The sequence below is a fragment of the Candidatus Pelagibacter ubique HIMB140 genome, from assembly GCF_025558165.1.
In the GTDB taxonomy this organism is placed as follows: Bacteria; Pseudomonadota; Alphaproteobacteria; order Pelagibacterales; family Pelagibacteraceae; genus Pelagibacter; species Pelagibacter ubique_T.
This window is the reverse complement of the sequence record NZ_LAMZ01000001.1, coordinates 650,727-677,416: the sequence shown is the minus strand read 5'-3', so window position 1 is coordinate 677,416 and position 26,690 is coordinate 650,727. Positions and strand designations below refer to the sequence as shown.

Sequence of the window (26,690 nt, the reverse complement as noted above, 5' to 3'; positions counted from 1 at the left end):
TTATTCGTGAAAGAAGTTATATATCTTTTTTGCTACTTTTTCTTCAACACCTTCAACAGATTTAATTTCATCTAAACTAGCAGACTCAACAGATCTTGCCGAACCAAAATGGTTTAGTAGCGCTCTTTTTCTAATTGCTCCAATACCCTCAATTTGGTCTAGTAAAGATTTACTAATTCCTTTTTTTCTCTTTGCTCTGTGGGCACTGATTGCAAATCTATGCGATTCATCTCTTATCCTTTGAAGGAAGAATAAGGTAGGGTCATTTTTTGAGAATTTATATTCTTTACCATTGTGAAAAAATGTTTCATTTCCACTATTACGAAATTTACCCTTTGCTATTGCAATAATCGGAATGTCGTGAAGCCCCAATTCATTTAAACTTTCTCTAGCTACTGAATATTGTCCTTTTCCTCCATCAACTAATACCAAATCAGGAAAAGTGAGATAATTATCTTTTTCCTGAACAGCACGTTTAAATCTTCTGTTTAATACTTCTTTCATCATGCCGTAATCATCTTGCTCATTTTTTTTGTTCTTGATGTTGAACTTTCGATATCTCTTTTTAATAAATCCCTCATCACCATATGCAATTAATGCGCCAACACTATTGGTACCTTGTATATGGCTGTTATCATAAACCTCAATTAAATTTATATTTGTTTCAAGATTAAATTTTTTTGCAACTTCATCAAAAAGTTCTCGATTATTCTGACTTTCATAAAGTTTTCTATTCAAACTATCTTTTGCATTTTTCATTGCTTGATTAACTACTTTTAATTTTGAGCCTTTTTTAGCAACACTAATATTAATTTGTTTTCCTTCTTTTTGAGTTAAAGTTTTTTCAATTAAAACTTTTTCTTTTATTTCTTCAGATAGTATTATTGCAGAAGGTACACTTTTATTTTCATAAAATTGTGAAACGAATGAATTTAAAATATCTCCTAATTTTTCATCTGGGTCATGTTTTGGAAAAAAAGCTTGGTTACCCCAATTTTGTTTTGATCGATAAAAAAATACTTGAATACAAGTTTTTCCAGATTCTTTGTATCCAGCTATAACATCTGCCTCTACTAAGTTTGCTTCATTAATTCTTTGAGAAGATTGAATAATATTTAAAGCTTTAATTCTGTCCCTTAAAATTACTGCTTTTTCAAAATCCAATTCCTCACTTGCCCTTTCCATTTGACTTGAGAGATTTTTTTGAATTTTTCTTGATTTACCTGATACAAATTCAATAGCATCATCAACTGTTTGTTGATAATCACTTTTTTCAACATAACCGACACATGGTCCAGAACATCTTTTTATTTGATAAAGAATACAAGGTCGTTCTCTATTTTTAAAAACAGTATCATCACAAACTCTTAAATGAAAAATTTTTTGGATCATCTTTATAGTCCAGTTAGCTGAACCTGCTGATGCAAAAGGGCCAAAATAAAATCCTTCTTTTGTTTTTTTTCCTCTATGTCTTTTGATTTGTGGCCATTTATCTTTGTTACCAATAAAGATGAATGGAAATGACTTATCATCTCTTAATAAAATATTGAATTTTGGTTTAAATTTTTTAATTAGGTTTGCTTCTAGAAGAAGAGCTTCACTTTCATTTGAAGTAGTCGTTATCTCTAATTTTCTTGTTTGAGATAACATTCTCTCTGTTCTGATTATATGGTTTTTTTCAGATACATAACTTTTAAGTCTATTAGGAAGATTTTTTGCTTTTCCTACATAAAGAATTTCATTTTTTTCATTCAGCATCCTGTAGACACCAGGAAGTTTAGGTACTAGTGAGAGTTCTTTTTTAATTACTTCTTTTCCTATTTCAGAGCTTATCATGACTTCTTTTTTTGGTAATTTGAATACCAACAGACGAGCATTGCTTAAGAATTTCTAATTTTTCAATTTTCAACATTATTTTAGCAATCCTTTGATCTTTGAATAATTCATCAAATACAGCCTCAGCTAATGTTTCAAGAAAGTTGTAATGTTTTTTTTTAACGAGTTTAGTGATCAATTTTACAATTGTTCCATAATTTACAATCGACTTTATATCCTTATCACTTGATGGCTTTTTATCCTCGTAATCAATCTCTAGGCTAAATTTAACTTTTTGAGGCTTTTTCTTTTCAAAGTCATAATAGCCAAGTTTTAAATTTAAAATTAATTCATTAATTAGAATTTTTTTTTCGTAATTAAAAAGACTTTTGTTTTTATTTATTTTTACAATCTTAAAATCACTTCTTTTCATTCTTTGCCCATTATATCTGGTGTTTGCCAGTTTAAATTCTGCCCACTATCTATTGCTAAAACTTGTCCTGTAATAGATATATTTTTTATAAAAAAGTCAACAGCATTACATATTTGTTCTACATCAACTTGTCTTTTTAGTGGGGTTGCTAAATACTGTTTTCTAAAATGTTTTTCGGATTGTCTTTGATTTTTAATAGTGGGCCCAGGTGCTATACCGTTTACTCTAATCTTTGGAGCTAAACTCATGGCACTAGTTTTAGTTAAAGTATAAAGTCCAGTTTTACTAATGGTATAGGAAAAAAAATATGGAGTTAGTTTGAAAACTCTTTGATCAATAATATTAATTATATTGTTATTTTTTCCTTTGACATTTTTTGCAAATTCTTTTGATAGCAATGCAGGTGTTCTTAGATTTGTTCTTAAATGTTGGCCCCAACTATCTGTTGTAAAGTTTTCCAATTTATCATTTTCAAACAAAGAAGCGTTATTAATTAGACAATCAAAATATTTAAGTTTTGATTTTGCATATTTTACAATTTTATTTACATCATTTTCTTTACTCAAATCACCTTTAACCAAGTAAACTTTTGTACCATTATTTGATAGTTCTTTTTTTAAATTCTCAGCTTTTGATTTTGATTTATTAAAATGAATTAAAATTTCTTTATTAGAACCAGATAATTTTTTTGCAATTGCAGCACCAATTCTTGTTGCACCACCAGTTATAATTATTTTCCGTGCTTCCATTTTTTATCTCTTTTCTTTGTAACTTTTGTTCCAGGCATGCCCATTGTTGATCGACCTTTAGGATAAAGTTTATTTTTCACATCATACTGCCTTATTTTTGGATTTAATGTAATTTCTAATTCGCTACTTTCTAACTTTCTTATTTCGTCTCTAATTTTAGCAGCTTCTTCAAATTCAAGATTAGAAGCAGCATCTTTCATCTTTTTATCTAGTGCTTTAAGATGTTTTTTTAAGTTTCCACCAACATTAGAGCCTTCACTTATTTTCACATAGTCTTTTTCATAAACACTTTCTAAAACATCACTTATTTCTTTTTTAACTGATGTAGCACTAATTTTATGTTTTTTATTGTATGCTAATTGAATATTCCTTCTTCTGTCAGTTTCAGCAATTGCTTTTTTTATACTTTTAGTTTCTTTGTCAGCATACAAAATAACTTTTCCGTCCACATTTCTTGCAGCTCTTCCTATTGTTTGAATAAGTGATGTTTCTGATCTTAAAAATCCTTCTTTATCTGCATCTAAAATTCCAACTAATGCACATTCAGGTATATCAAGACCTTCTCTTAGTAAGTTAATACCAACTAAAACATCGAATACACCCATCCTCAAATCTCTCATTATTTCAATTCTCTCCAAAGTATCGATGTCTGAGTGAAGATATCTAACTTTAATTCCATTTTCGTGAAGGTATTCAGTTAAATCTTCTGCCATTTTCTTCGTGAGAGTTGTGACCAAAACTCGATAATTATTTTCAACTACTCTTTTGCACTCATGCATCAAATCATCTACCTGGTTTTTTGCAGGTCTAATTTCAACTACAGGATCAATTAGACCGGTTGGTCTAATAACCTGATCAATATATTTCCCTTTTGTTTGCTCTAGTTCCCATGGTCCTGGTGTTGCAGATACAAATACAGTTTGAGTTCTCATTAAATCCCACTCTTCAAACTTTAATGGTCTATTATCCATGCATGATGGCAGTCTAAAACCATATTCCGCAAGAGTACTTTTTCTTGATCTATCTCCTTTGTACATTCCATTAAGTTGTGGAACAGTCACATGACATTCGTCAACAAATATTAATGTATTATCTGGAAAATATTCAAATAGAGTAGGAGGAGGTTCTCCTGGTTTTCTTCCAGATAAAAATCTTGAATAGTTTTCAATTCCCGCACAAGAACCAGTTGCTTCAATCATTTCTAAATCAAACTTAGTTCTTTCTTCTAATCTTTGAGCCTCTAATAATTTATTTTCTGCTCTATGTTTTTTTAAAGTTATTTCTAATTCTTTTTTAATGTTAATAACTGCCTGTTCGATTGTAGGCTTAGGAGTTATGTAATGACTATTCGCATAGACTTTTACTAAACTTAGTTCTCTAACTTTATCTCCTGTTAAAGGATCAAATTCTTCAATTTGCTCTAATTTATCTCCAAATAGACAAAGCCTCCAAGCTCTGTCCTCTAAATGAGAAGGAAATATCTCTAAATATTCGCCTCTAGCTCTAAATGTTCCTCTATAAAAATTTTGATCATTTCTTTTATATTGTAGAGCTACTAAAGATTTAATAATTTCTTCTCTGTTGTAATCATAATTTTTTTGAAGAGTTAGCGTCATTTTACTGTACGCCTCAACAGAACCTAATCCATAAATACATGAAACACTTGCTACAATTAAAACATCGTCTCTTTCCAAAAGAGATCTAGTTGCTGAGTGTCTCATTCGATCAATCTGTTCATTAATCGATGCCTCTTTCTCTATGTAAGTGTCAGATCTTGGAACGTACGCTTCTGGAGTGTAATAGTCGTAATAAGAAACAAAGTATTCAACTGCATTATCTGGGAAAAATGTTTTCATTTCTCCATAGAGTTGTGCTGCTAGCGTTTTGTTTGGAGCAAGTATCAATGCCGGTCTATTAGTGGCCTCGATTACTTTTGCCATTGTAAAAGTTTTTCCAGATCCTGTAACTCCAAGTAATACTTGATTAAATTGATCTTTATTTGCACCATTTACTAATTTCTTAATAGCTTCTGGTTGATCACCTGCAGGTTTAAAATCAGATTTAATTTTGAATTTTTTTCCACCTTCGAGTTTTCCACTAATTTTAGGATTTTTACTCTGAATATCTGTAATTAAATCTTGATAAGTATTTTCCATATATTAAACAGCGTATTAGAATTTATTTATATTTCAATGAGCATAATATCAGACAGTTTAAAACGAATTAAACCATCTCCAACTATTGCAGTTACTCAAAAAGCAAGAGAACTTAGAGCTGCAGGAAAAGATGTAATTGGACTTGGGGCTGGAGAGCCAGATTTTGATACACCAGATAATATTAAAAATGCTGCAATTAAAGCTATCAAAAGTGGAGATACAAAATATACAGCAGTAGATGGAACGCCTGCTTTAAAAAAAGCAATTGTAGATAAGTTTAAAAGAGAAAACAAAATTAATTACACTACAGATCAAATCACTGTTGGAACTGGTGGAAAACAAGTTCTTTATAATGCTTTCATGGCAACTTTAAATAAAGGTGATGAAGTAATTATTCCTGCACCTTTTTGGGTTTCTTATCCTGATATGGTTTTATTAGCGGGCGGTAAACCAAGGATAGTTAAGTGTACAGAAGAAGAAGGATTTAAACTTACTGCAAGTAAATTAAAAAAAGCTATTACCAAAAAAACTAAATGGGTAATTTTAAATTCACCTTCCAATCCAACTGGAGCAGGCTACTCAAAAAAAGAAATTGAAGATTTAGCTAAAGTTTTAATTAAAAATAAAAAAGTTCATATTTTGAGTGACGATATTTATGAACATATAGCATATGATAATTTTAATTTTTATACGATTGCTCAAAATTCTAAATTGAAAGATAGAACTTTGACAATGAATGGGGTTAGTAAATCTTATGCAATGACAGGTTGGAGAATAGGGTACGCTGCAGGACCAAAAGATATAATTAAAGCAATTGGTAAAATTCAATCTCAATCTACATCAAACCCATCATCAATCAGTCAAGCTGCTGCAGTTGAAGCTTTAAATGGTAACCAAGGTTTTATAAAAAAAAGATCTAAAGCATTCAAAGAAAGAAGAGATTTTGTTGTTAAAAGTTTAAACAGCATCAATGGTATAAATTGTTTAACACCTAACGGAGCCTTTTATGTCTTTCCAAGTTGCAAAGGTTTGTTAAATAAAAAAACTAAATTGAAAACTGATACAGAGTTTGTTCAAAAACTACTTGAGCAATCTAATGTGGCGGTAGTACAAGGCTCTGCATTTGGTTTAGATGGATACTTTAGAATTTCTTATGCAACCTCAATGCAAAATTTGAAGAAAGCAATGGATAGAATAAAATCTTTTTGCGAAAGCCTTTCTTAAGAAGTGAAAACAGCATTACTATTTGGTGCAACTGGATTGGTTGGAGGACATGTTTTAAATCAACTTATTCTGAACAATAATTACTCTAAAATTAAAATATTTGTCCGTTCTTCAATTCAAACAAACAACTCAAAAATTGAGTTAATACAAACTGATTTTAATAATTTAGAAAAACACAAAGAAGAAATTGATGGAGATGAATGTTTTTTTTGTATCGGGACAACAAAAAAAAATTCTCCTTATAAAAATGAATATCAAAGAATTGAATTAGATATCCCAAAAAAAGTAGCCCAAATTGCAAAATCTAACAATGTTAAATCTTATTTTTTTGTATCTTCAGGATATGCTAATTCTAAAAGTTCAGGAGATTATTTAAAATATAAGGGTCTTGTAGAGGAAGAGATCTTAAGTTTAGGTTTTTCTAAAATAGGAATTATGAGACCCTCATTTATATTGGGTAACAGAAAAGAATTTAGATTGGGTGAGAAAATAGGAATAATAATTTTTAAGCTTCTCAATCCTTTATTTATTGGACCATTAAAAAAAATGAGATCAATTCATTCAACAACAATTGCAAAAGCAATGATTAAACTTGCGAATAGTAATATTGATCAAAAAATCTTTGAGTCAGATCAAATTTCAGATTTGGTAAAATAAATTTATTTTAAGGTACAATGACTATCTTCTACGATGCACCCAACTTTTTCCATTTCTTCGTCAAATATTTTTGGGTGTCTTAAAGCATAAATATTTTTTAAATAATTAATTCCATACCGTTTAAATTTTCCATCTTCTGTAAGTGCACCAGACTCGTGCCCATAAGAAACCACTGTTTCTAATAAATTTCCTTTTTTATCATAGAGAACTGTTTCTCCATAACAATTACAAAAATAACTTCTGTTCTGTTTAGGCTCAATATCAATAAAAATAGACGTTCCTCTTATTCCAATTGTGCCATGAGGAATTTCAACATTTAATTCTTCTTGTCTTTTTCCAAAAACAGCATGAACAGAACCTTTGATAACTTTTAATAGGTTTTTTGAAACAAATCGAAGTTTAGTTTCTGGTCTTATTAAATAAAAATCATCTTTAACTTTGATTATTGATTTTTCATCTTTAGTTTCAATTGTAGAATTGTTTAAATCCTGAAAATTAAACTCTGCTTCCTTACCATCTATGAAAAATTTTCCTGATAATATTTTATTAGTTTCGGAGGCAAATGCGAGCTTTGGACTTAATCCCCAAGCAATCATAATTTGACTTACAGTTTTTATAAATTTTCTTCTGTTCATTTGGATTAATTTTATACCTGAAATTTAAAGATGAGGTTATACAAAATTTTTATACTAAGCCTAATCTTACTACTGATTTTCCAGCTTCAATTAAAGCCCCACTTGCTGGTTTAAATTCAAAACCAATTAAATCTTCAGCATATTTTGTCTCTGGCTTCATCTCTAATTCAAGATCAGGGATCATTGTTTTTGCACTTGAATCTAGCATGCTAATAAATTTCACCATAAAATTTGGTAAAGTTTTCTTGGGAAGTTTTTTTGCATATTCTGGTAAAGCTTCAGCTAATATTTTTGATGTCTCAAGTAGTGTTTTAACCTCTTTTCCAATTATTAATCTTCTGCCACCAACTTTTGCATTTCCTAAGCAAGCAACATGAGATTTTGCGACATCTTTAACATCAGATATTAAGATCCCCCATTTAGGTGTTGCTGGAAATTTACCTTTTAAAAATTGTCTTACATATTCAATCGAAGTTCCACCTTTAGTATCCAAAGCATCTCCAAATACACCACCAGGATTTATACAAGTTAGTTTATTTTTAATTCCGTTACTTTCCATTAATTCCCAGGCCACTTTTTCAGCGACTGTTTTTGATAGAAAATAATCATTAACTCCATCAACCCAATTTTCATCAGTCCAATCATTTTCACTAAATGAATAAGGATTTGATCTATTTGGCTTTCTAAACATTGCTGCAATTGAAGATGTAACTACAAATTGCTCTGCATTTGCTTTGATGCCAGCATTTAAAACTCTTAAAGTTCCATCTTTTGCAACTGGTATTAAATTTTGTCTATTTTTTGAAACCTTCATTGGAAAAGGGGAAGCCATATGAATTATATATTTGCATCCTTTTGCAGCTTCTTCCCAACCTTCATCATTTAAAAGATCAAGTTTTATAAAAGATAACTTATCTATCGATGCATATTTACTAATAGTTTCTTTGGTCTGAGAAATTACATCATCACTTCTAACAGTACCTAAAACTTCGAAACCTGAATTTAATAATTCTATTGCAGTATGTTTAGCAATCCATCCACTTATTCCAGTTAATAATACCTTATCAGTCATAATTTCTCTCCTTTTACTCAGTTAGTAATTGTAATCTCAATTAATGAGATAAGAATTTTTCAGCTTCTAATGCAGCCATACAACCCATACCAGCTGCTGTTACTGCTTGTCGAAAAGTTTTATCTTTAACATCACCCGCGGCGTAAACTCCAGGAATATTTGTTTCCGTAGAATCTGGTTTTGTAATTAAGTAACCCTCTTTATCCATTTCTAATTGATCTTTGAAAAGTTGAGTTGCTGGATCATGACCAATAGCAATAAACAACCCATCTAATTTTACTTCCTCTGTTTTTTCAGTTTTCAAATTTTTAATTTTTATACCTTTAACATTTTTGGGTTCACTATCACCCAAGACATCCTCAACAACAGAGTCCCAAACAATTTCAATTTTTTTATTTTCCATCAATTTCTTTTGAAGCATCTTTTCAGCTCTCAAACTATCTCTTCTATGAATTAATTTTACTTTTGATGCAAATTTTGTAAGAAACATTGCCTCTTCTACTGCAGCATTACCACCTCCAACTACAGCAACTTCTTTATCTTTAAAAAAGAAACCATCACATGTAGCACATGCTGAAACTCCAAATCCTCTAAATTCTTGTTCAGATTTAATGTTTAACCATCTTGCCTGTGCACCAGTTGAAATAATTATGCTATCTGCTGTATATTTTTGCCCACTATCACCAACAGCCTCAAAAGGTGTAGATTTTAAATTCACTGATCCGATATGGTCTTCTATCATTTCTGTTCCAACAGCTTTTGCTTGATCCCTCATTTGATCCATTAGCCATGGTCCTTGAATTACTTCTGCAAAGCCTGGAAAATTTTCCACATCAGTTGTAGTTGTTAATTGTCCGCCTGGTTGAGCACCATGAACAAGGATAGGATTTAACATTGCTCTTGCAGCGTAAACAGCTGCTGTGTATCCGGCAGGACCAGATCCAATTATTAACACTTTTGTGTGTTTAGTTGGATTTTGACTCATATGAAAGCTATATAGTGATTAATGTCTAAATTAAAAGGTTTATTATTAACTCAAGGGATGCACGGAATGATTAGTCAAGTCGAAGGACTTGCTAAAGCACTTGATATTGATTTTACTCACCACAAGGTTGAACTAAAAAGTATTTGGAAACTTGTTCCACCTAAATTTACTCCAATTTCTCAAAGTGTTTATAAAAAGATTGAAGATAATGATTTTGATTTAATAATCTCATGTGGAAGAAAGAGTGTAATCCCATCTATTCACTTAAAAAGTATTTCTAAAAAAAAAATATTTAATATTCATATCCAGGATCCAAAAATAGATTTTAATCATTTTGATTTTATTGTTGCCCCAGAACATGATGGAATTAATGGCGATAATGTTATTAGCACAAAGGGAGCTATTCATTATCTTTCAGAGAAAGAAATTGAAGAAAATAAAGATTATTTAAAATCTTTTATCAAACAGGACGAAAGAAAAATTTGGTGCTTAATTATGGGTGGACCAACAAAATACTATGATTATTCAACTAAGAATACGAAACATATTTTCTCAATGTTTTATAAATTAATGAAAAAACATGATTTTCAATTAGTAGTAATCCCATCAATGAGAACGCCTATAAATACCATTCATTACGCCAAAGAGTTTTTTGGAGAAAATCACACAGTAATTATGAATGTAGATAAAAAGGCATATTTATCTGCATTAGCTTTATCAGAAAATATAGTTGTTACATGTGACTCTAGCTCAATGATCTCAGAAGCTGCTTTGACAGGTAAACCAATTTATGTTGCTAATATTTTACCAAAAAAGAATGACAAAAGATTCCAAAGATTTAGAAACTTATTTAGAGAACTAAATATCACCAGAAACTTAGGTGAGGAAATTGAAAATTGGAACTATGAAAAGCTAGATGAAACGAATAGAGTAGCAAAAATAATAAAAGAAAAAATTCAATCTTAATGTCATTTTTAAATTCTATAAATAATAATTCAAAAAAATATAAAACACCATTTGATCATTGGGAATATAGCAATGCTTTATCTGAAGGGGCAATTGAAGAGATTGTTAAAGCAGATATCCCAGATTTAAGTCAGCATAATTTAAATTATGATGGAACTAGAGCAATAGATGGTGGTGCTGCTGAGTTTAGAGAGGGTATTTCTTCTGGTGGTAAAGCAATTAAATTTAGATGTTTTGTCACTAAAGAAAATAGTTCACAATTTCCAAACCTTGTAAAATTTATAAACGAACTACAATCTAAAGAAACATTTGAGACAATATCTAAAATGATCAATAAAGATTTATCTAACTCATATGTAAGAGTAGAAGTAATTTGTGATAGAGAAGGATTTTGGCTCAAACCACACTGCGATATTAAAGAAAAATTAATGTCAGGATTAATTTTTGTAAATAAAACTAACGAGTCTGAGGATTTAGGGACTGATTTTTATAATGAAAAATTAGAAAAAGTTAAAACATTGCCTTATAGAAATAACTACGGTTATCTTTTTACCAGCGGACCAAATACTTGGCATGGCATGGAAAAAAAGAGCATTCTTAAAGAAAGACGATGTTTACAAGTAAACTATGTGACTTTCGAAACTGACTGGAAAGTAAATAATTAAAATTTATTTAATGAAATTAATCCAGATTTTGGATCAATAATTTTTTCATTTAAGGTTGCAACCTTACCAACTGCGAAACCAGCGTTCTCAATTACTTTTTTAAAGTCTTCTTCAGAAAAATTTGGGGTATTTTCAAAGTTTATAAACGCAACTCCCTCTGGCCATGAAACTTCAACATTACCTTCACCTGTTGCAGCTTTAAGTTCTTTTTCAACTTTTGCTTGGCATGCCATACATACCATTCCATCTACAACTCCAATCATAGCAACTTCTGCTTTGACTATGTTTTGAAAAAATATTAATGATGTAAATAAAACTAGTAAGATTTTTTTCATAATTCTCTTATAAACTATTTTTTTTAATTTTAATATGCCCATATTGGGTAATACTATTGAAATTTATTTATGAATATAAAAATGCATTCAAATCCTTCAGAGTTAAAAGATACAAGATTTAAAATAGAGGAATATTGCAAATTAAATCTACCAAATATTGAAATAGCAAGTGTAACTTTAGCAATTGATGAAGCTTTGCAAAATGTAATTAGGTATTCATATAAGATGAAAAAAGATCAAAAAATTGATTTAAATTTAGAAATTATAAATGACAATGAGCTTAAAGTAATAATTACTGACTACGGTGAACAAGTACCATTAGATACAATTAAACCAAGAGATTTAGATAAAGTCAGACCTGGAGGTTTGGGAGTATACTTTATAAAGAAAACTTCGAAATTTTGTGAGTACAAACACAATGAGGTTGGTCCCGGCACAACTTTAACTTTAATTTTTTAACTATTCCTCCTTAACTAGTTTTGGCTTTGCACATTTATAAAATTGATTAGACCCTCTTAATGATTTTTGTAACAACGCTAATTCATTTGAATTTTGGCTGTAAGTTAAATTTGTCTGAAGTCCGCCAATAGATCCAACAGAGGAGAAAGATGATGGGGTTTGTTTACCCATCTTGAAATTTACTTTTGTTTTTGAACTATTAATTTTAGTTAAAATAACTTGTTTTCTCTTCTTTGAATAAACCCAAACTGTTGTATTTTTTTTATTTTTACAACTTAATTGATAAATATTTGCATTAGAATTTTTAGGAATAAAAGCTATAACAATAATAAAGATGGTAAATTTTAAAAAAAATTTAAATAACATAAAAATATTCTTTTTAGCTTTTTTTGCATTTTTAGCAGCAAACTATCTTTATAATAATATCATAACAAAATCCACAGCTAACAATATTAAGTTTTTAGAAGTTGAGGTTGAACTAAAAGGTAATGTGGATTTCAATTTAAAATGTGAAGGAGCAAACAACCCAAATCCTTCAAGTGTAAACAGAGGCCTAGGTGAACAAACTGAAAGTAATTGCACTGGTACCGGAACCTTTTCCGCAATAGTTCCGCAACAAAGATTTACTGAAAGTTCAAATTAATCTACTCAACTAATTTTTTGAGCTTTAAACCCTCAAGACATTTTTCCATTGTAAACATTCCATCTTTAGCAGATGTTTGAAGAGTAGATTGAATTTGCTCTGTTTTACCTTCTCTAATTAAATTTCTTATTGCTGGTGTCCCTGTCATTACTTCATGACACCCAATTCTTCCTCCACCTCTCTTTTTAAGAAGTTGTTGAGACATTACTAATCTGATTGACCCTGCTAACATTGTTTGTGCTTGTTCTTTTTGCGCTGGTGGAAAGACGTCTAAAATTCTAGTAATCGTTGATGATGCACTACTAGCATGTAGAGTTCCAAAAACTAAGTGACCAGTTTCTGCAGCAGTTAATGCCAATGAAATAGTTTCTAGATCTCGCATCTCACCAACTAAAATTACATCAGGATCTTGTCTTAATGCGGACTTTAATGCTTTTGCAAAACTTCCAGTATCTTTTCCAACTTCTCTTTGAGAAATAATACTTTTTTTAGCAGGATGAACAAATTCAATGGGATCTTCGATTGTAATTATATTTTCTGCTCTGTGAGAATTAATTTGGTCTATCATTGCAGCAAGTGATGTAGATTTACCAGAACCAGTTTGACCTGTAACAAGAACCAATCCTGTTTTATGCGTGATTGCTTCATGAGCTGCTGGTGGCAAACCTAGTTTTTCAATGTTAGGAATTTCACTTATAATTTTTCTAAGAACCATACTTGGTCCATATGAAGAATAATATCCATTTGCTCTAAATCTTTGTCCATCAACAACAACAGCAAAATCTAAATCACCATTGCTTATTAAATAATCATATTGAGCTTTATCTAAAGATTGTTTCCAAAAAGTTTCTATGTCTTGTCTTGAAACAATATCTTCATTAAATACTTTGATCTCTCCATTTTCTCTTATTGCAAACGGTTGATTCGATCTAATGTGAATATCTGACAAATCATATTCTTTTGGATATGATTTTAATTTATCATGAAGACTCATTAATGTTTTGATGCTCTAAAAGTTATATCTTTTCAAGTTTTTTTTAACTTAAAGATATATATAAAGTAACACAACTAATGCTTGTGTACTGATTCGGTATTTATTATTGTGATTTTATTAGGTTTTTAAAAAATTATGATTGATAAAATTGGTCCTCCGATTGCAAAAATATTTTCTCCTATCACAAAGCTAATAGGAAAAAATCACTCAAAAAAAGAGAAAGTGATTGGTGTAGTTTTTAGAGACAAATATATTCAGGCTGCAGAAATTTCATTTAAAAAGGGAATTTGTAAAGTTGACAATTTCTCTAACCAGCAAATTGCTGGTATTGGAGAAGATCAAGATTTTTTAGCTGCAACCACATACTTAAGTGATCAAGTAAAAAATGCTTTAGATTCTATTAAAACTAAAACTAAAGACATTGCAGTTTCTTTAGATACCACAAAAGCACAAATTTATAACTTACAAATTCCATTTATGGATGATGAAAGCTTAATAGAAGCTACTTCTTTAGGAGGATTTTGGGATCAGTTTGATGAAACTCCAGAAACTTTAGATGAATTTGAAACAAGTTATTCTATTGTGAGTTCAAACGAAGAACTTGGGGTTATGGATGTAGTTTTAGTTACTTTAGAGAAAAAATATGTGGAGGCTTATTCTAATATTTTTAGATTAGCAGGTTATAATCCAGTTGTTATTGATCTTGCTCCTTTTTCCAACATGAATGCACAAGGATTATTACTTGGTAAAGAAGGATTTGAAACCCCAAATGTATTGCTGAATTATACTAAGGATGAAAAAAGTATCACTATTTGCTCTAACAAAGGTTTTCAATATTCGGAATTAAATATTATTGAGGCAGATCAAGTATTACTTGATACAGTTGAAGAAGTTGAGAGTGTTGAAACTGAGTTTTGGGATGAAATTTTTGAAAGACTTGGCTCTCAAATAAAGCAATACTTAGTTGAGTATGAGACTAAGTATGAATTTGATCCTATTAGTATTATTTCAATTATAACAGATAAGAAAAAAATCAAGAATGTTTCAAAAGGAATTGAACGACAATTAGGTGATGTTGTGGTTAAAACTTATGATCCAGAGGACTCAATTGAATTTTCTGACGATGCAAAAAAATATATGGACTCACTTAATAATAAATCTTTAGCTTCAGAAGCTATTGGTATTGCATCTAGAAAATTAAATTCATTTAATCTTCCAACGGATGAAATAATGTCAGTAAATTTATTGTCTAACTTTAATCAAGTTAAAATAAATAGAAGATCAAAAACTTTAGGAAATTTTTGTTTAATGATATCTATGATTTTTGTCCTTGGTTTTATTGGACATGTTATGCCATTTAAAATTTTAAAATTATTAGATAATTCTTCTAAATTGAGTGCAGCTAATGACTTAAAAGATGATCTTGAAGGCAAAAAAAATCTTTTAAAAGGTTATAATGCTAAAATTGCAAAAATAAAAAAAGACACTGAAACGGCTGCTTCATTTGGGTCTAACTTAAAAACAACAGCAAATCTTTATGCAAATTTAAATGAAATAGTACCAAAGGATATTAGATTAACCACTTTTGCTATTGAGGAGAAAAATAATATTTTATTTTCAGGTGTGGCGATGAATGACCAAGCCGTTGTAAATATGATGGATAATTTTGCAAATAATGAGAGTGTCAATGACACAAAAATTGAGGCATTAGTAGAGTTTTCAAAAGAAGATAGACTAGCTTTGTATACTGACGAGGGACAAGCTGAACCCATAGAGGAAGAATTACCAAAAGAAAAAATAACTAAAAAATTTAATTCAAGGATATCGTTAAAGCCTATTAAGAATGAGGTTTTCGATGATGAAACGGTAGTTTCAAAATTATTAAAGGCAGATAAAAAATAATGTTATTTAGATATATATTAACTATCATCATTGTATTGTTTCACAGCAATTCTCATAGTGATCCGTTTACTAATGAAATTGGCATCATAAGAGAACCAGAAGTTGTAGAAATTAAAATTGAAGAAACAGTTGAATCTGAGACAGACTTAGTGATCGAGGAAGAAACTGTTGAAATAGAATTAGCAGAAGAAATATTTAATAATACAGAAGATGTAACTGAAGTTGTTGAAGCCGAACCTAAAGAAACAGAAATTGTTACAGTTTTAAATATAGATCCGATTGTTGCATATTCATTAAGGGACTATTTATTGAAAGGAGTAGCTTTAAGTAAAGAGTCTGATCATCAATTTCAAAGAGCTAAAATCAAAAAAATTGATAGAGCAAAAACTCCTACTACTCACACAATATCCGAAAATGATACAATCGAGAAAATTGCTTTTAGATACGGGTTTTCATTAAGAGAAATAGAAATTGCAAATGCAATTTATCCTGGATCAAGAAAATTAGTAACTGGTGATAAAGTTGTTATACCTAATAGATTTCACATCGTAAAAGAGGGTCAAAACTTAAATTCAATCGCTGAAAGATATAATTTAAGCTCAACACAACTTGCTTCTTACAATAATTTAGATGATGAAAATATTATTTTAATTGGTGACAAATTATTATTACCTTTCTTTATTCACGTAACAAATGAAAATGAAACAATAGCTGATATTGCCGGTAGATATGAAAGAGAAATAAGTGAATTAATTGAATTTAATGCTTTTGAAAAAAACACAGTTATATTAAACGAAAATCAATTAGTAAAAATTCCAATTTATACAAATGAAAATATTTCTTATGAAAACTTAGATAAGAAAAGTATTAATGATTTTCAAATAGATAGAAAGAACCTTGCAATCATAGAAATAAGTAATAGTGAATTTATGGTTAGAGAAGGAGACAGAATAGGAAATAGAGACGGTGTAATAGTTTCAATTGAAAAAAATAGAATGATTGTTTTAGAGGATAATATTGAATATGAATTTTTAATTAATACCCCAATTGTGGGAATGGCAATTGCATCTTTACCTCAATCAAATACTGATGATTTAATCAATGATGATGTAAATAATAATGATGATACAAATTTAGAAAATCAAACAGAAAATAATGATAACAATAATGATAATGAAAGTGAAACCGTAACTAATGTTGAGGATTTATTTAATTAATGAATAATTTTATTAGATTATTTTTGGTGTTATCACTTTCTTTACTGTTGGCTAGTTGCAGTAGTTCGAAAAGACCTAAAATGGCTTATGACCAAAAGGATAAAGGGGCTGTTCAAGAAATTGAGTCTTTCAACGTAAAAGCTAGTGCAGAAAATTTCAGAAAAACTGCAGAGCAATTTAATCAAGACTCAAATGAAATTTTAAATAAAAATAAAAAAGAAGAAAAGCTAGTAAGAAGAATCTCTCTAACAGAGGGTAAAACACAAGAAAAAAAATCACTAAAACTAATTGATAGAAATTTAAAAATTAAAAATTTAGAAGATACTGAAGTAAGTTTAAAGCTTAACAACATGAATATAAGATCAGCTTTAAAATTATTTGCTGGATTGGTTCAAAGAAACATAATCATAGGTAATGAAGTTAATGGTGAAATAACTATAGATTTTGAAAATATTAAATGGGGCTCTGCTGTTTATGCCATACTAGATATTAATAGTTTAATAATGACAGTTGATGAAGATTCTGGATTATTGAGAGTTCATACAAAAGAATTTTTTGCGGAATTAGAAAAATCTAAAATAGATAGCACAATAGAAGAAAATAATAATTTAGCTTCTTTAGAAATTGGTGGTTCTGTATCGAATGAAGGAGATAGCAATGAGCCTATGATTACAGAAATATTTAAGGTTTTCTATCAAAGCTCAACAGATCTAGTAGAATCTCTTGGAGAGATAATGGGCGAAGCAGAAGGTTTTACAATGGTAGATGATGAAAAAAATAATCAAATTGTAATCACAGGAACTTATGCACAGCTAAATCAAGCAGAGAATATTTTGAATAAAATTGATTTAGAAAAGAAACAAGTAATGATTGAAGCTTATATTGTAAATGCAACTGATGGCTTTAACAAAAACTTTAGTGCAAACATTGATGCATTGAATGCCCAAGCAACTAAAAACGGAAGTGATAGAATAACTTTTGCAGGAATTGATACAAATCCTAGTAACACAACTTCAGTAACACCTGTTGCTGACTCGAGTCCTGAGGCTATATCAAATGCAGATTTATCAGACGCAGTCAATTTGGCAGGAGGAGCATTTTTGCTAGGAAATATAGGAATGACAAAGATCAAAGCTGTAATCACAGCATCAGTAAAAGATTCTAATACTGAAACAGTCTCAAATCCAAAACTATTTGCAATGGATGGTGAGTCTGCAACTCTTACTCAAGGTACAACTCTGTTAAAAGTAATTCCAGCTTCTGGTGATGTTGCAGGTTCCACAGTAGAAATTCCACAAAATTTAAGCATCACGGTAACCCCAGAAATTGTAGGAGAAAGTAGAGTAAAAATTGAATTAACACTTGCGAATGATGCACCAGGTGAAGACGCAGGTGACGACGTTGTAACGAACGAGGAATCACTTACTTCTGTAGTTCAAATTAATGCAGGAGATGTAGCTGTGCTTGGGGGTGTTTATAAAAATACTAGAGAAAATAGTGAAACTTATGTGCCGTTCTTTTCAAAAATTCCACTACTAGGAGCATTATTTAGACAAACTACTGATAAAGACGATAAAACTCAACTGTTGATATTCTTAAGTGCAAATGTTGTATAAGTTATAATTTTTATTATAACTTTATACATGCCTTCAATTAATCCTGAAATTAGTATTAAGATTTCCAACCTTCTAAAAACTAGTGGGAAATTATCTGAGGCCAACTTTAATGATGCTAAAAAAAAATATGAAAGTAACGGTAAGGTACCTCTTGGTGTTTTGGAATATTTAATCAATGATAACTTGGTTAGTGAAGATGATATTGTTTCAGCCGTATCAAGAAACTATGCTTTACGTAAAATAATTTTAACTGAGCAAAGTATTAAAAAAGATGCTATAAAAAAACTTCCAAAAGATTTTATAATGGAAAATGAAATGCTTCCATTTGAACTAATTGGGAGAATTTTAAAAATTGCTTTATTTGATCCAACTAAATCTACCCTAGCAGGTAAAATTAAAAGTATGACAGGATGCAATGTTGAATTGTATGTTGCAAAACCATCTAACTTAGATCAAGCACTAAAATTTAAATCTGTAATAGAAGCAACACAAGAATCTGCATCATCAACAAATGCTGAAGCTAAAAAATCACCAACTTCAAAACCAAATTTAAACGTAAAAGTTCCAAATGTTAAAATTACACAAGGTGAAAATGCTGTTGTAGAATTTGTTGATAAACTTTTAAATGAATCTTTTTTTAGTGGTACCAGTGATATTCATATTGAAATTTTTAGAAGAGGTGAAGCAAGAGTTAGATTTAGAAAAGATGGTGTTCTCCAAGAACAATTACAATTCAAACAATTTTTGATGGAGAATTACAATGCAGTAATTACTAGATTAAAAATTATGTCTGGTTGTGATATTTCAGAAAAAAGACTTCCTCAAGATGGAAAACTTCAATTTAAAAATCCACAACCAAAAAATGAAGATGATGTAGATATAGACGTTAGATTTTCAGTTATTCCAGCAAAAGAAGGTGAAAGAGTGGTTATGCGTTTACTTGCTGCTGGACCTGATCTTGGATTAGAACAAATAGGTCTTGATAAAGAGGATTATGATAATTTAGTTACCGCGATAACAGCTCCTCAAGGAATGGTTTTGGTAACAGGGCCAACAGGAAGTGGTAAAAGTACAACTCTTTATGGATGTATTAAAAAAATAAATAATCCTGGAACAAATATAATGACTGCTGAAGACCCAGTTGAGTTTTATTTGAAAGGTGTTGGTCAAATCCAAGCTAATAACGAAATTGGTTTAACATTTGAAGCGATATTAAAATCCTTTTTAAGGCAAGACCCCGAGGTAATTCTAGTTGGAGAGATAAGAGATAAATCTACCGTAGATATTGCAATTAAAGCAGCTTTAACTGGACACTTGTTATTAAGTACTCTTCACACAAATGATGCAGTTTCTACAGTTGTAAGATTAGTTAACATGGGTGTTCCAAGTTTCATGGTTGCATCAGCATTAAGTTTGATTGTTGCGCAAAGATTGGCGAGAAAAAATTGTTCGTCTTGTACTGTTGATGACGAAAAAGCAACTAAAGAAAGTTTATTACAACTTGGATTTAAAGAAGAAGACCTAAATACTTTTACCCCCAAAATGGGCGCAGGATGTGCTGAATGTAATAATACTGGATACAAAGGTAGACAAGGAATTTATGAAGTATTAAAAAAAACTCCCAACTTAGAAGCTGCAATCTTAAGAGATGCTAGAGGAGATGAGATGCTTGAAGTGGCTATCAAGGATGGTTTTAAAACTATGCAAGTTATAGGCAGAAATTTTATAAAAAAAGGTATATTGTCTGTTGAAGAATATTCTAGAATTTTAGTAGTTTAATTTATGGCAACATTTCAATACGCCGGTGTTCAAGCTGGAAAAAAAATTACTGGTGTAATTTCTGCATCCGATCCAAAAAAAGCTGCTCTAGAACTTAGGAAAAAGAAAATAATTGTAACCTCAATCAAAAAAGGGAACGGCAAGTCAGAAGCAAAAGGACCTCCATCACTAGATGATATTCCAATAAGTAACGCTCCAATTATTTTTGCAAAAGGAAATATTTATTTAAATTTTGGTCCATGGGCCACGGTTCCTCAAAAAGAATTATTACAGTTTACCAAAAAGGTTTCGACCATGATTAAAGCAGGTCTTCCTATACTTGAGTCTATAAGAATGATCAGAGATCAAACGGTACATATGAAAATGAAAATGACTGCTCATGCAATAATAAAAGATTTAAATGGAGGTATGAATTTAACGGATGCATTTGCTAAGCATCCAAAAGTTTTTGATAATATTTATTTGAATATGATATCTGCAGGTGAGGCTAGTGGTAAGTTGGATGAATTTTTAATTAAACTGGTAGAGTTGTTAGAAAAGAACGCTAAAATAAAATCAGGAATTAAGAGTGCATTATTTTACCCAATAATGCTTTTAACTGTTGCAACAGTCATTACAATTTTCATGTTATGGAAAGTTGTTCCAGTTTTTGAAAAAATGTATGGCTCAATGGGTGTTCAACTTCCAGCAGCAACATTAGTTATCGTTAATGCTAGTAGATTTATCGCTAACCCAACAAACATAATGAAAATAGTTGGAATAATAATAATTATTAGGGTCACATATAACTTTATGTATAAAAATATTGAGAGTTTTAGACATGTGATGCATAAAAGATTTTTAAAATTTCCATTATTTGGAGATTTAATTGTTAAGGCAACGGTTTCTAGGATGTGTATGATTATGGCAAATCTAACTAGAGCTGGTGTAAGTATTATCGACACAATAAAGATTTCAAAATCTGTTACGACCAATCTTGTCTTTATTTATGCACTGGAAAGAATTGGTAGGCAGATAGTAACAGGACAAACTTTGTCTGAGTTATTAAAAAAAGAAGAGCACATATTCCCACCAGCGCTTTCCCAGCTAACAGCTGTTGGAGAACGGACAGGAAATATGGAAGAAATGTTCCAGTCAATTGCAACATATTATGAAGAAGAATTTGATGGTGTTGTTGCGGCTCTTTCTTCAATTATTGAACCATTGATGATCGTTATAATTGGTGCAATTATAGGTGTTCTAATGATTGCTTTATACATGCCAATTTTCAGTATTGGTCAAGCTGTAGGATAAATCTCAATGAAGAAAAAAGAAAAAGGCTTCAGTCTTTTAGAGTTAATGACCACTATTGGTATCATATCAATTATAGGTGCTGTAGGATTTCCAGCTATTGACAACTTTGGTGATCAAGAAAATTATGAAACTGACCTTGCAACAATTAGAGGTCAGATAAATTATGTTAGACAACTTTCGTTGGAAGATGGAAATGCATACACAATAAGAATTGTAAATGATACCACTAACACTACTGCAGATTTAGAAGTATGGCAGGCACAAGGCTTGAATAGATACAATGTAGAGTATCACAAATCTACAGCTACTAAATGTTCTGATTTTGATGGTACAAACGATAAAGGAACGAAGCTTGCAGACTTAACAAAAAAACTCGAGCATATGACAATTAGTAGATGTACATCTACAACTGGAAACTGCACTAAAGTTTCTGCCTCAGATAATTTTTTTTGTTTTTTACCTGATGGATCATCACCTGAAAATGCTAGAGGAGAGATGCAATCTTCTTCGAATGCAGGAGGAAAAAAAGAGTACTTACACACTTATGAAACAGGCTTTTTTAATAATGGGACAAGAATGTAATGAACATTAAATACAAATTTCAAAAAGGAGTTTCATTGGTTGAGGGGATGACCGCCGCAGGTGTTTTAGGTGTAGCTATAACTGTATTTATGACATTACAATCTTATCAAGAAAGAGATTTTGCAAACTTACGAAAGTTTGACAAAGCTGCTTATGCGGTAGAATTAATGTTTGAGGAACTTGCGGCTGTTTACAATCCTGTAGCTGCACAATATGGAAACCCAAGAGTTTTTGCTGATACAACCGCAGGTGCTTCACTGAAGGTAAAAGGTCTAGCACAATTACCAGGAGATGGTGACCAAATTATTATTGAAGGAGTTGGTGGCAAGTATGAAATTACAGATTCAACTGAATTTGATGATGACAACAACACTACACTATCATTAGAAAGATCAGATGTTCCTGATGATACACCTAACAAAAACATGGCATCAGATGCAACAAAAAATGCACCAATTACTTTTATATCTAATGCTGAAGGTAGTTTAGATCCTTATGATGATCTGGATATGACAAAGTTTGAAGATTCAACATATAAAGCAACAATAACCAACCAAAAAGTTTTGGCCGATTTAGATAATTGGGGAGCTCTGCTAAAGAAACATCTTGGTCCTGCAAGAACTGGGGATAAGAGATTGCTTGAAATTGAAGAAATAGAAAAAGATGTACCTGTTGATAAAGATAACGATGGAGTTACAGATCAAGAGGGTGGTGTTGATGTTTATGAAACTGTCAAAAAAAAACAAGTAACAATAATTATTAAACAAGACAAAATTGAAGAAAAATTTAGAAGACTATTTTTAGCTGGAACTTAAAATGAATTTAAAAAAATTTGTTACTCAAAAAGGATTATCTCTTGCAGAAGCATTAGTTGCTGTAGTTGTCTCAACAATTGTTATGGGAGCTACTTATACAATTTATAGTAATTTTCAGGGAACATTTGTCAGACAAATTAATCATAACAATATGAAGCAAGAGGCTCGTTTTGCACTTCATATGTTGCAATACGATAGCAAAATGGCTGGGTATAAACATCCTGATAGTTCGCTTGGTGAAGTCCAAGAACCAGTAAAAGTGTTGAATGATGATGATGATGAAACAGAGGTTGCTGATGATACAGAGTATGGAGAAAAGGTTTTATTTTGTTTTGATACACAAGAAAACGACGGCACCATTAGAAGAAAATTAATTAAATATGAATTACAAATACCTTACTCACCAGAAACTGAAAAAACAGTTCTAAAGAAGAAAATTTGGAACACTAATAATTGTGACGAGAGCGACTCTAACACTGTAGTTGATGTTGATTGGATGCCTGTAGCGCAATTTTTTGATGAATTTAAAATTAGACTTAGAAGTAAACATATTGACTTTGAGGTACAATTAGAATCTGTAGATGAAAAAGTATCTGAAACTTATACTGCCTCCGCTTATATGAGAAATCTTAATTTTGGAGGGTCTACATTTTATGTTTATGATGAGGAAGATTTGCATGAAAATAGAGATCCTGTAATACCATTTACAGGTAGTTTAAAAGCTCAATGTTCAAACAATTTAACTAGAGACATTCAGTTATCTAATTTTGTAACTAATGATGATGTAATAGTTTTACATCAAGGTGAAAAAGTTGGCACAACAGCTTTAAATAGAACTCACGATGATATTGTTTTCAGAACTGAAAAACCACCAGAGGTAACAGGGATCCCGGACGTTACTCATAGTGAAATGAGGTTAAAGTTAGTAACAGTTAGTGCTGATACGACTATTCCACCAGGTTTAACGGCAACTTCTGGTTATGACGATCTTGATAATGATAATGTAGCAGACGATGGTGAATGGAATGGAACTATTACAATTTCTGGAGACTTAAACAAAACTGATACAGGTTACAGTTTTAATTCTGATGGATATCAAGATTTTAACATAAGATTGAAAGCTGATTTAGACACTAATTGTGACGGAGATGGCTGGGAAGATCAAAATGAAGCTTATAAAGACTATACTATCAGAGTTATGAAGTTTGAAGCTCCACAATTTTCAGATATCAATCTTCATACCTGGGAACCCAAAGGGTTTACTTATGGAAAAGATAACTATGAGAGCAGAGGTTCTTCAAGTTATAACGGAGGACCAAATTATGATTTAACTGATGATGGAAGATCCTTTTACATACAACAAAACTTAGCATCTCCTTCATTTTTAGTATCAACTGATCAATATGATTCTTTTGTTTTGAAAGGAATGATATGTTCAGGTGGTTATCCAGACTGCAATCCACAAATGAACGCTTGGATGGATGATGATATGTTAGGTTTTGCTGCTGGATATCAAAGACCAAGTGTAGTTCAAAAAAAATGGCCTGATGGAAAAATAAGAGCGTGTGCTGGAATTGATTACGAAAGATTAGGTGGAGGTAGTGATTTTGATACAAAATTAAAAAACTCTCTTAGAGGAATTGATAAGGCCGAATGGGATAGTTTGTCTGCTTCAGAGAAAAACAGTTGGTGGGGAGAACCTGCGGATATGACTTATGATATGTATTTGTGGTCATGGTGGGGAGCTAGAGGCAATCAATCAGCAATACATTTACATCATTTTAAAGGTTATGAATTTAGCCATACAAGGAATTGTGGAAAATCAGAGGGATCTTATCTTTCACATGCAAATATGAGTCATTTAACTGGTTGGTCAACTCCAAGCAGCTCTCAACAAATGAATTATAATACCTTGGGTTATGATAGATTATTTGCAAGATTTGATAATACTAGACCAACAAATACTGGTTTTAGAAATTGTAGTAGCCGCGGAAGATCATTTTCTAGAATAAGTTACAACCCCGGAGCTACGCATAGATGGAACTGTAGTTGGGGAAGAAACACCGGTGTAAAAAACACTATCACCATGACATTTCATCCAAATAAATTTAGAGCAAATATTGAAAATAAACCACATCTATCGAATACATTAAGTCAAAGATTTACTGCTTTTGATTATCGTTTTGATAGTACTGGAACTTTAAAAGACCATACTTCATCTACATTTCCATATTCAGAAGCGGACTCGGGAACAGAAGTTGCTTTACCCGGGAGAAGCCAAGATAGAGATGATTTAAAAAAAGCAAATTTTAAAAGATTTCAAAGAGGTTCAGTTGCAATCGTTTCTTTTTCACAACCTGACAATAGATATTCAAATATACAGATTGCAAGACTACCAAGGTACGTTCCTACAAAAACTGCAGCCAACAAACCAATGCCTAAAGCACAGAATTTATACTATTACATGGATGAAGATTACAAAACTATAAACAGAGTTTATGGATTATTAAGCAAATCTTATGATCCACAGGGAGAACACCTAGAAGTATTGGTTGATGCTAATTCAGACACAAACAGTTGTGCGCAGATTGGAACCGTAACTGGAGATTTGGCCGAGACTGCTACACACAAAACACAAAGTGTTGATGGCTCTGATAGGACAATGGATTGTCGGTTAAGTGGAACATGGAGAGCAGTTACTGCAGTTTGGGCAAACAATAGTGAACTACCAAATATTGGTGAGATGTATGATACTAGAAATAAAGCAAGTTATAGTGGTGCAAGAGCAATAGTTTCTACAACTGCCTCAGGTGGAAAAATGCATGTTTATGCAGACGGTTCTTTTAAGTACGACACATTACCAACTGGTTTTGATGATGGTGAAGCTCATGAAGACTCTTTTTATTACGCAGTTCAAACTGAAGACACATCGAACACTAGAATTTCTGATATTAAAAAAGTTTATATTGGTTTTAATATAGGTAATACAACGCCATCTGGTGTTTCTTTTAAAGAAGCAGACGGAACAACCGTTATCAGTGATAAGACAAATTTTGATATGCCAGAAGATTCAAACAAAGATTTAGTAATTGGTCAAATTTATGTAACAACTACAGGGGACGATGCACAAGAGCCAGATGAACATGATTTTGTGAGATTTAATCTTGGTGAAGTACCAAATGACGACTCAGATAAAGACGTCGATCACGAAACAAGATTTAGAATAGATCAAAAAGATGATAAATTTTATCTAGTTTTAAATGATGACACAGATATTAGATGGGCAAATTTACCAGCTAATAAAAAATATTTTGCAGTTAGAATTATCGCAACTGACTTAAGAGGAAATCAACTTGCCACAACAGAAAAAGTTTATGTTGATAGAGTAGACTGCTCTGAAACAGCAATGGAAAATATTTCAGTTTACAAAACTAAGGCTGCTATGACTATAGAGGGATATATTTATGGAAAGGAAGGTGAAAAAGTTTTTAGAAGACAAACCGTTCCTTTTACAAGTAACTTAGATGAAGCAGTTATTACTTTTGATTTTCCAGAAAGATCTGTTCAACCATCTGTTAAAATTGCAGAAAAAACAGTAACTGTAGATGGAGAAGATGTAACAATCGGAATGCTTTCAAATAGATGCAAAACTTCTCACAACTATATTGATAGACAACAGCTATGGAGTGATTCTTAAT

General features: G+C 31.0%; 24 protein-coding genes. 14 read left to right on the top strand and 10 right to left on the bottom strand.

Going from position 1 to position 26,690, the window contains the following annotated elements:
- The 4 genes from uvrC to uvrB are packed head-to-tail and all read right to left on the bottom strand — an operon-like array spanning position 1 to position 5,153.
- Complete coding sequence (gene uvrC / locus VP90_RS03660) at positions 1–1,836, bottom strand: excinuclease ABC subunit UvrC (protein ID WP_262589748.1); 1,836 nt, start codon at positions 1,834–1,836, stop codon at positions 1–3.
- Entirely contained in the window at positions 1,823–2,248 is a 426-nt protein-coding gene (locus VP90_RS03655) for a dihydroneopterin aldolase (protein ID WP_262589747.1), read from the bottom strand. The genes uvrC and VP90_RS03655 overlap by 14 nt, the downstream gene beginning before the upstream one ends.
- Positions 2,245–2,997 (bottom strand): SDR family oxidoreductase, encoded by a 753-nt coding sequence (locus tag VP90_RS03650; RefSeq protein ID WP_262589746.1) that lies wholly within the window; start codon positions 2,995–2,997, stop codon positions 2,245–2,247. The genes VP90_RS03655 and VP90_RS03650 overlap by 4 nt, the downstream gene beginning before the upstream one ends.
- Positions 2,979–5,153 (bottom strand): excinuclease ABC subunit UvrB, encoded by a 2,175-nt coding sequence (gene uvrB / locus VP90_RS03645; RefSeq protein WP_262589745.1) that lies wholly within the window; start codon positions 5,151–5,153, stop codon positions 2,979–2,981. The genes VP90_RS03650 and uvrB overlap by 19 nt, the downstream gene beginning before the upstream one ends.
- A 36-nt stretch (positions 5,154–5,189) precedes the next feature.
- Here uvrB and VP90_RS03640 point away from each other — a divergent pair, with 36 nt between their 5' ends.
- Both VP90_RS03640 and VP90_RS03635 read left to right on the top strand, forming a co-directional pair.
- On the top strand, positions 5,190–6,377 hold the full coding sequence (locus VP90_RS03640) for a pyridoxal phosphate-dependent aminotransferase (RefSeq protein ID WP_262589744.1): 1,188 nt from the start codon (positions 5,190–5,192) through the stop codon (positions 6,375–6,377).
- 3 nt (positions 6,378–6,380) lie between these two features.
- Entirely contained in the window at positions 6,381–7,034 is a 654-nt protein-coding gene (locus VP90_RS03635; RefSeq protein WP_262589743.1) for an NAD(P)H-binding protein, read from the top strand.
- A gap of 2 nt (positions 7,035–7,036) precedes the next feature.
- On the opposite strand, the gene VP90_RS03630 is transcribed toward VP90_RS03635, so the two are convergent.
- From VP90_RS03630 to trxB, 3 genes are read right to left on the bottom strand one after another with little or no spacing between them, the layout of a single operon-like run.
- Complete coding sequence (locus tag VP90_RS03630; RefSeq protein WP_262589742.1) at positions 7,037–7,669, bottom strand: hypothetical protein; 633 nt, start codon at positions 7,667–7,669, stop codon at positions 7,037–7,039.
- Positions 7,670–7,718: 49 nt separating this feature from the next.
- The gene (locus VP90_RS03625; RefSeq protein ID WP_262589741.1) at positions 7,719–8,741 is read right to left on the bottom strand and encodes an NAD-dependent epimerase/dehydratase family protein; all 1,023 of its coding nucleotides are present in this window, start codon (positions 8,739–8,741) and stop codon (positions 7,719–7,721) included.
- Positions 8,742–8,781: 40 nt separating this feature from the next.
- Entirely contained in the window at positions 8,782–9,726 is a 945-nt protein-coding gene (trxB, locus tag VP90_RS03620) for a thioredoxin-disulfide reductase (RefSeq protein WP_075506369.1), read from the bottom strand.
- Between the two features lie 21 nt (positions 9,727–9,747).
- Here trxB and VP90_RS03615 point away from each other — a divergent pair, with 21 nt between their 5' ends.
- Together VP90_RS03615 and VP90_RS03610 are read left to right on the top strand one after the other, a co-directional pair.
- A complete protein-coding gene (locus tag VP90_RS03615; protein ID WP_262589740.1) occupies positions 9,748–10,692 on the top strand; it encodes a mitochondrial fission ELM1 family protein in 945 nt (314 codons plus the stop codon).
- Positions 10,692–11,357 carry a hypothetical protein gene (locus VP90_RS03610; RefSeq protein WP_262589739.1) on the top strand — a complete coding sequence of 222 codons (666 nt, stop codon included), beginning with the start codon at positions 10,692–10,694 and terminating at the stop codon, positions 11,355–11,357. Before VP90_RS03615 ends, VP90_RS03610 begins: the two co-directional genes overlap by 1 nt.
- Here VP90_RS03610 and VP90_RS03605 read toward each other — a convergent pair.
- Complete coding sequence (locus tag VP90_RS03605; protein WP_262589738.1) at positions 11,354–11,692, bottom strand: heavy-metal-associated domain-containing protein; 339 nt, start codon at positions 11,690–11,692, stop codon at positions 11,354–11,356. The two genes, VP90_RS03610 and VP90_RS03605, sit on opposite strands and share 4 nt — an antisense overlap.
- Before the next feature lie 69 nt (positions 11,693–11,761).
- On the opposite strand from VP90_RS03605, the gene VP90_RS03600 reads away from it, so the two are divergent.
- A complete protein-coding gene (locus VP90_RS03600; RefSeq protein WP_262589737.1) occupies positions 11,762–12,151 on the top strand; it encodes an ATP-binding protein in 390 nt (129 codons plus the stop codon).
- On the opposite strand, the gene VP90_RS03595 is transcribed toward VP90_RS03600, so the two are convergent.
- Positions 12,152–12,517: a hypothetical protein gene (locus VP90_RS03595; protein ID WP_262589736.1), complete on the bottom strand. Its 366-nt coding sequence runs from the start codon at positions 12,515–12,517 to the stop codon at positions 12,152–12,154. It abuts the gene before it with no gap.
- Here VP90_RS03595 and VP90_RS03590 point away from each other — a divergent pair.
- Positions 12,486–12,794 (top strand): hypothetical protein, encoded by a 309-nt coding sequence (locus VP90_RS03590; RefSeq protein WP_262589735.1) that lies wholly within the window; start codon positions 12,486–12,488, stop codon positions 12,792–12,794. The genes VP90_RS03595 and VP90_RS03590 overlap by 32 nt on opposite strands.
- A gap of 1 nt (position 12,795) precedes the next feature.
- Here the strand turns inward: VP90_RS03590 and VP90_RS03585 are convergent, their stop codons facing one another.
- Complete coding sequence (locus VP90_RS03585; RefSeq protein WP_262589734.1) at positions 12,796–13,788, bottom strand: type IV pilus twitching motility protein PilT; 993 nt, start codon at positions 13,786–13,788, stop codon at positions 12,796–12,798.
- 135 nt (positions 13,789–13,923) lie between these two features.
- Here VP90_RS03585 and VP90_RS03580 point away from each other — a divergent pair, with 135 nt between their 5' ends.
- From VP90_RS03580 to VP90_RS03545, 8 genes are read left to right on the top strand one after another with little or no spacing between them, the layout of a single operon-like run.
- On the top strand, positions 13,924–15,690 hold the full coding sequence (locus tag VP90_RS03580; protein WP_262589733.1) for a PilN domain-containing protein: 1,767 nt from the start codon (positions 13,924–13,926) through the stop codon (positions 15,688–15,690).
- Positions 15,690–16,907, top strand: coding sequence for a LysM peptidoglycan-binding domain-containing protein (locus VP90_RS03575; RefSeq protein ID WP_262589732.1), 1,218 nt, complete (start codon positions 15,690–15,692; stop codon positions 16,905–16,907). Before VP90_RS03580 ends, VP90_RS03575 begins: the two co-directional genes overlap by 1 nt.
- A complete protein-coding gene (locus VP90_RS03570; protein ID WP_262589731.1) occupies positions 16,907–18,523 on the top strand; it encodes a secretin N-terminal domain-containing protein in 1,617 nt (538 codons plus the stop codon). The genes VP90_RS03575 and VP90_RS03570 overlap by 1 nt, the downstream gene beginning before the upstream one ends.
- Before the next feature lie 27 nt (positions 18,524–18,550).
- Positions 18,551–20,302 carry a GspE/PulE family protein gene (locus VP90_RS03565; RefSeq protein WP_262589729.1) on the top strand — a complete coding sequence of 584 codons (1,752 nt, stop codon included), beginning with the start codon at positions 18,551–18,553 and terminating at the stop codon, positions 20,300–20,302.
- Positions 20,303–20,305: 3 nt separating this feature from the next.
- Complete coding sequence (locus VP90_RS03560) at positions 20,306–21,595, top strand: type II secretion system F family protein (RefSeq protein ID WP_262589728.1); 1,290 nt, start codon at positions 20,306–20,308, stop codon at positions 21,593–21,595.
- A 6-nt stretch (positions 21,596–21,601) separates the two neighbouring features.
- Positions 21,602–22,177 (top strand): prepilin-type N-terminal cleavage/methylation domain-containing protein, encoded by a 576-nt coding sequence (locus VP90_RS03555; RefSeq protein WP_262589727.1) that lies wholly within the window; start codon positions 21,602–21,604, stop codon positions 22,175–22,177.
- A complete protein-coding gene (locus tag VP90_RS03550) occupies positions 22,177–22,992 on the top strand; it encodes a hypothetical protein (RefSeq protein WP_262589726.1) in 816 nt (271 codons plus the stop codon). The genes VP90_RS03555 and VP90_RS03550 overlap by 1 nt, the downstream gene beginning before the upstream one ends.
- 1 nt (position 22,993) lies before the next feature.
- Positions 22,994–26,689 carry a PilW family protein gene (locus tag VP90_RS03545; protein WP_262589724.1) on the top strand — a complete coding sequence of 1,232 codons (3,696 nt, stop codon included), beginning with the start codon at positions 22,994–22,996 and terminating at the stop codon, positions 26,687–26,689.
- The last annotated feature ends 1 nt before the right edge of the window (position 26,690 follow it).

Excerpts from the sequence above, each read along its gene's own strand:
- VP90_RS03585 (WP_262589734.1), bottom strand. The coding sequence starts at position 13,788 with ATGAGTCTTCATGATAAATTAAAATCATATCCAAAAGAATATGATTTG.
- VP90_RS03605 (WP_262589738.1), bottom strand. The coding sequence starts at position 11,692 with ATGAAAAAAATCTTACTAGTTTTATTTACATCATTAATATTTTTTCAA.
- VP90_RS03590 (WP_262589735.1), top strand. The coding sequence starts at position 12,486 with ATGGTAAATTTTAAAAAAAATTTAAATAACATAAAAATATTCTTTTTA.
- uvrB (WP_262589745.1), bottom strand. The coding sequence starts at position 5,153 with ATGGAAAATACTTATCAAGATTTAATTACAGATATTCAGAGTAAAAAT.
- VP90_RS03615 (WP_262589740.1), top strand. The coding sequence starts at position 9,748 with ATGTCTAAATTAAAAGGTTTATTATTAACTCAAGGGATGCACGGAATG.
- VP90_RS03595 (WP_262589736.1), bottom strand. The coding sequence starts at position 12,517 with ATGTTATTTAAATTTTTTTTAAAATTTACCATCTTTATTATTGTTATA.
- VP90_RS03555 (WP_262589727.1), top strand. The coding sequence starts at position 21,602 with ATGAAGAAAAAAGAAAAAGGCTTCAGTCTTTTAGAGTTAATGACCACT.
- trxB (WP_075506369.1), bottom strand. The coding sequence starts at position 9,726 with ATGAGTCAAAATCCAACTAAACACACAAAAGTGTTAATAATTGGATCT.
- VP90_RS03565 (WP_262589729.1), top strand. The coding sequence starts at position 18,551 with ATGCCTTCAATTAATCCTGAAATTAGTATTAAGATTTCCAACCTTCTA.
- VP90_RS03545 (WP_262589724.1), top strand. The coding sequence starts at position 22,994 with ATGAATTTAAAAAAATTTGTTACTCAAAAAGGATTATCTCTTGCAGAA.
- VP90_RS03575 (WP_262589732.1), top strand. The coding sequence starts at position 15,690 with ATGTTATTTAGATATATATTAACTATCATCATTGTATTGTTTCACAGC.
- uvrC (WP_262589748.1), bottom strand. The coding sequence starts at position 1,836 with ATGATAAGCTCTGAAATAGGAAAAGAAGTAATTAAAAAAGAACTCTCA.
- VP90_RS03655 (WP_262589747.1), bottom strand. The coding sequence starts at position 2,248 with ATGAAAAGAAGTGATTTTAAGATTGTAAAAATAAATAAAAACAAAAGT.
- VP90_RS03600 (WP_262589737.1), top strand. The coding sequence starts at position 11,762 with ATGAATATAAAAATGCATTCAAATCCTTCAGAGTTAAAAGATACAAGA.
- VP90_RS03570 (WP_262589731.1), top strand. The coding sequence starts at position 16,907 with ATGAATAATTTTATTAGATTATTTTTGGTGTTATCACTTTCTTTACTG.
- VP90_RS03625 (WP_262589741.1), bottom strand. The coding sequence starts at position 8,741 with ATGACTGATAAGGTATTATTAACTGGAATAAGTGGATGGATTGCTAAA.
- VP90_RS03640 (WP_262589744.1), top strand. The coding sequence starts at position 5,190 with ATGAGCATAATATCAGACAGTTTAAAACGAATTAAACCATCTCCAACT.
- VP90_RS03550 (WP_262589726.1), top strand. The coding sequence starts at position 22,177 with ATGAACATTAAATACAAATTTCAAAAAGGAGTTTCATTGGTTGAGGGG.
- VP90_RS03650 (WP_262589746.1), bottom strand. The coding sequence starts at position 2,997 with ATGGAAGCACGGAAAATAATTATAACTGGTGGTGCAACAAGAATTGGT.
- VP90_RS03580 (WP_262589733.1), top strand. The coding sequence starts at position 13,924 with ATGATTGATAAAATTGGTCCTCCGATTGCAAAAATATTTTCTCCTATC.
- VP90_RS03610 (WP_262589739.1), top strand. The coding sequence starts at position 10,692 with ATGTCATTTTTAAATTCTATAAATAATAATTCAAAAAAATATAAAACA.
- VP90_RS03560 (WP_262589728.1), top strand. The coding sequence starts at position 20,306 with ATGGCAACATTTCAATACGCCGGTGTTCAAGCTGGAAAAAAAATTACT.
- VP90_RS03630 (WP_262589742.1), bottom strand. The coding sequence starts at position 7,669 with ATGAACAGAAGAAAATTTATAAAAACTGTAAGTCAAATTATGATTGCT.